The following is a 3,951-nucleotide window of genomic DNA, read 5'->3' on the forward strand; positions in this document are numbered from 1 at the left end:
TTTGGTCGGCATACATGCACCTCTAGCTACATGTTATGCCCGAACACAAAATTTCTGACAGTCTCTCAGAATCCGCCGGCTTGTGCGGTTTAGTCAGCGTTTCCAAGATGGCTCGTTCGCTGACAACTCAGTGATCGGGTTTAGTTGACCCACTACAAACCTGCCAACCAAACAACTGTAAGTCCAGTCATCGACCCTCTCAATCAGCCGATCAAAACATCCGATTAGCCATCCTTTGAAACATTCCGTAACGTTGTTTCCCCGTGCGACAGATGCGCGCACCGCTTGAGCTTCTGCTCCCCACGCTCAGCCCACGACCACGCACGAGCCCACCATGTCTCTGAACACCCCGCAGCAAATCGCTGAAATTGCCGTCGAAAGTGGCGTCAAGAAAGCCCACTTGGGCCTGTCGTCGTTGATGATCCTGGGCTTTCTGGCAGGGGCTTTCATTGCCCTCGGGTTTCTTCTCGATATTCATGTCAGCACCATGATCCCTCACGAGTGGGCGTCGCTGGGCAATCTGCTTGGCGCTGTGGTGTTTCCGGTCGGGCTGATTCTGGTGGTGCTGGCCGGTGGCGAGTTGCTGAGCGGCAACATGATGAGCCTGCCCATGGCGCTGTTCGCCGGGCGTATCGGTCTGGGGCATTTGGTGCGCAACTGGGTACTGGTGACGCTGGCCAACCTGATCGGCGCGCTGTTCGTCGCCTATTGTTTCGGCCATGTGGTGGGGCTGACTGAAGGCCCATTCATGGCCAAGACTGTGGCCATCGCCAATGCCAAGGTAGGGGCCAGCTTCGAACAGGCATTCATATCGGGTATTGGCTGCAATTGGTTGGTCTGCCTGGCGGTGTGGCTCAGCTACGCAAGCAAGGACGTGATCGGTAAAGTGGTCGGCATGTGGTTTCCGGTGATGGCATTCGTCGCGATCGGCTTTCAGCACATCGTCGCCAATATGTTCGTCATTCCTGCAGCGATCTTTGCCGGCGCCTTGAGCTGGGCGCAGTTCGGCGACAACTTCGTTCCGGTATTTTTGGGTAACGCGGTGGGCGGTGCGGTGTTCGTAGGCCTGGCCTATCACCTGGCCTTCTTCAATGCGGCAGCCCGACCTGCTGAGCTGTCCAGGGCCAGCGGCGCGCAAGCACCGGAATAATCTGACGCCATACAGGCTCTGCGGTGAAAAGAGATGACGGCCGCAGAGCAAACCAGCAAGTTGAAGAGCAAAACTCACCTCACAAGCAAATAGTCGAGTTGGCTCGACAAGAGCCTTTGAATGAAGCCGACTCCTCGCGTACCCACCGCCAATCCAGGCCGCACGCGCTCAGACACTGTCCATAAAACCGATCCNACTTCACTCGCCAAGGCGATGTGAGCCAGCGGGACGAGCCTGCGCCCATCAGAGCCCAGCTGCCGAGGCAGGGCAAGGAAATCAGAAAAAACACCAGCGCCAGGTAAGACACCGGGCTGCGCTGGCTGAATACACTGACTACCGCCAGCGCCATGAACCAGGTCTTGGGATTTACTAATTGCAGTGCTGCGCCACCGATAAAGCCCATCGGCAGACTGTTTTGCCGCTCGATTGAGTCGGTCGGGCCGGCACCTATTTTCCAGGCCAGCCAGGTTAGCCACAGCACGCCGACCCATGCCATGACGCGCTGAGCATTGGGGATCGCGAGCAATGAGTGGCCGACCCCCATGCCAACGAGCAACACCAACAGTGCAGCGCCGGTGCAGGCTCCCAGAATCAACGGTACGACGGCGCGCCAGCCGAAGCGGGCACTGTTGCTTAATACCAGGATGTTGGTGGGGCCGGGGGTAATCGAGGCGACGAAGGCGAACAGAATGAAAGGCAGCATAATCGGCAATCCAGGGCTGAAAACGCCCATGCTGCGACATACCACAGGATCAGTCTGGAAGGTTTGAGCAGCGCAAGCGATAGGCCGCCGGGCTAAGTCCGTAAGCGCGCATGAACCAGCGGCCCAGATGGCTTTGGTCAGCAAAGCCCAGATCGCTGGCCACCTGAGCGGGCCAGATTCCGGCTGCCAGCATTCGACGGGCCTTGGCCAGGCGCAGCTGTACCAGATATGCATGAGGTGGCAGGCCAAAGGCGGCCTTGAACGCCCGCGTCAGGCGAAAGCGGTCAACGCCACAAACAGCTGCCAACTCGTTCATGCCCACGTCCTGATGCAGATGCGCGTGCAGATAATCCCTCGCCCGCAAGGCCACCTGCGGCAAGCGCGGATCGGGATCGGTCATGCGTCGCCATTGCACCCGATCAATGAGCTGCGCCAGTAATTCATCCAACGCGCTTTGACGAACGATGCGTAGTTCTTTTTGATGCAGCGCCGTGAAAGCGAACGTGACCGCGTGAGCCAGCCGTGATTCGGTTTGCAGGGTGTTGGCGAAAGAAGGCAGATGCTGGTCGGGAGCCTGTTCGAACAACCCACTGAGCTCCCGGCTCAGCCAATGCGGGTCCAGGTACAGCATCTGATAGGTGAACCCTTCGGCGCACGGGGCGTTGCCATCATGAATTTCCCCCGGTTCCAGTGTGAACACCTGCCCGGGCGTGCTGGCATGGCGCTGACGGCGGCAATTGAACTGCTGCACACCTTGCCGGGTAACGCCCACCAGATAGCTGTCATGCCAATGGGGATCATAGGCATGCCCCTGAAAGTGCGCGTGCAGCGTCTCGATGCCTGTATCAAGGTCGCGAGCGAGGTCTATCCAGTGTGTGGAAGGCATAAAACACCTGAATCGATGAAAGCGATTGCTTATCGCTGACGTCAGAAGGTGAGTCTAGAACATTCGTGCATTCATCTGTCTGTTGGAATTGCAGTTGCCAAAGGTCGCGACACGAAGCCCAACGGCTTGCTACCCAAAGGTTTTCATAAACGGCTCAGCGCATCGTCTGACCGCAGCGATGACCTCCGGCGCCTGCTCGTTCAGCTCAACCGAACGCGCCAGTACTTGCTCCAGTGCCTGAAGTTGCCCGGAAATCACCTCCTCTGGACGTGTCACATCACAGATCTGGGCGAAATCCAGTAGGCCCTGCCGCGAGGCGAATAGCGACTTGTTGCCGAGCAGATCCAGTGCCAACACGTCCTCGGGGATATAAGCCGTGGTGTTGACGATGTCGTAAGCTGGAGCGAGCCGTGCATCTCGTTGGGTGGGGTCGGAATACAGCAGACCGAAGTTTTTCAGGTGGGCGTCGCCGTTGCCGACAATACAGCTCAGGGTCACGATGGCGAATAGCTGGGCCAATGAGTCCTGTACCTGGACGGGGGCACAGAACAGGCGGATTGCTTTGGCGATAGCGGAGTAGCTCTTGCTGTATTTCTTCCCGGCGGGCAAGCCCATCAGTACCGCCATGTCCTCAAAGCCAATAGGGTTGAGCTGGTCATCCCTGTCGAAACGGCGCATGACGAACAGCCTGGAATTATCCGACAGGCAGAACTCTGGTACAGCAATTCCTGCTTCATTAGCCACCGACTGTTAAGGATTCTTCCACTCCTCTGGCATCGCAACCTGCAGCGTGGTCATCATCAGTCGAATACTCCCTCAATTTCATCCAGTGTAGGCATGACAGCGGGTATGACCGAGAGTTCACAATCCAGCGCCCCTAGCACGCGCGCATAGGCTGTCATGCTTACTGAGAGGTCACCTTTTTCTACGGCGATTATCTTTTGCCGTGTGACGGCTGCCATCGCGGCGAGCCTGGCTTGCGTAAGCCCTCGATTGAGGCGGCGCTGCCGAATCTGCTCGCCGAGACGCGTTGTGATGAGGGAATAGTCCATGTTCCGTATGCATAACAAATTAGATTAAATGTAACGTATACCTAACCTTTGAATAAATCAAACTGATACTCCCTCGTGGCAGGAAAAACCGCCCCCAACGCCTCCGGTATTCCTTTGAGGCCATCCGTGACGGCGATCAGAACATCTTCAACGCCACGAG

General features: G+C 57.3%; 4 protein-coding genes and 2 pseudogenes. 1 reads left to right on the top strand and 5 read right to left on the bottom strand.

Annotation, left to right across the window (positions count from 1 at the left end):
• Positions 1-334 precede the first annotated feature (334 nt).
• Entirely contained in the window at positions 335-1,150 is an 816-nt protein-coding gene (locus AO277_RS11745; RefSeq protein ID WP_044320100.1) for a formate/nitrite transporter family protein, read from the top strand.
• 79 nt (positions 1,151-1,229) lie between these two features.
• Here the strand turns inward: AO277_RS11745 and AO277_RS11750 are convergent, their stop codons facing one another.
• The 5 genes and pseudogenes from AO277_RS11750 to AO277_RS28075 form a co-directional block, all read right to left on the bottom strand.
• Positions 1,230-1,853, bottom strand: a complete 624-nt coding sequence (locus AO277_RS11750) for a LysE family translocator (RefSeq protein ID WP_257214219.1) — start codon at positions 1,851-1,853, stop codon at positions 1,230-1,232.
• 49 nt (positions 1,854-1,902) lie between these two features.
• A complete protein-coding gene (locus AO277_RS11755; RefSeq protein WP_016982681.1) occupies positions 1,903-2,739 on the bottom strand; it encodes an AraC family transcriptional regulator in 837 nt (278 codons plus the stop codon).
• A gap of 129 nt (positions 2,740-2,868) precedes the next feature.
• Positions 2,869-3,486 (bottom strand): annotated as a pseudogene (locus tag AO277_RS11760) (HipA domain-containing protein); the annotation flags it as partial.
• 53 nt (positions 3,487-3,539) lie between these two features.
• Complete coding sequence (locus tag AO277_RS11765; protein WP_044320098.1) at positions 3,540-3,791, bottom strand: helix-turn-helix transcriptional regulator; 252 nt, start codon at positions 3,789-3,791, stop codon at positions 3,540-3,542.
• A 74-nt stretch (positions 3,792-3,865) separates the two neighbouring features.
• Positions 3,866-3,951 (bottom strand): annotated as a pseudogene (locus AO277_RS28075) (transposase); the annotation flags it as partial.

This window comes from Pseudomonas amygdali (assembly GCF_002699855.1).
Taxonomy (GTDB): domain Bacteria; phylum Pseudomonadota; class Gammaproteobacteria; order Pseudomonadales; family Pseudomonadaceae; genus Aquipseudomonas; species Aquipseudomonas amygdali.

Excerpts from the sequence above, each read along its gene's own strand:
- AO277_RS11745 (WP_044320100.1), top strand. The coding sequence starts at position 335 with ATGTCTCTGAACACCCCGCAGCAAATCGCTGAAATTGCCGTCGAAAGT.
- AO277_RS11765 (WP_044320098.1), bottom strand. The coding sequence starts at position 3,791 with ATGGACTATTCCCTCATCACAACGCGTCTCGGCGAGCAGATTCGGCAG.
- AO277_RS11755 (WP_016982681.1), bottom strand. The coding sequence starts at position 2,739 with ATGCCTTCCACACACTGGATAGACCTCGCTCGCGACCTTGATACAGGC.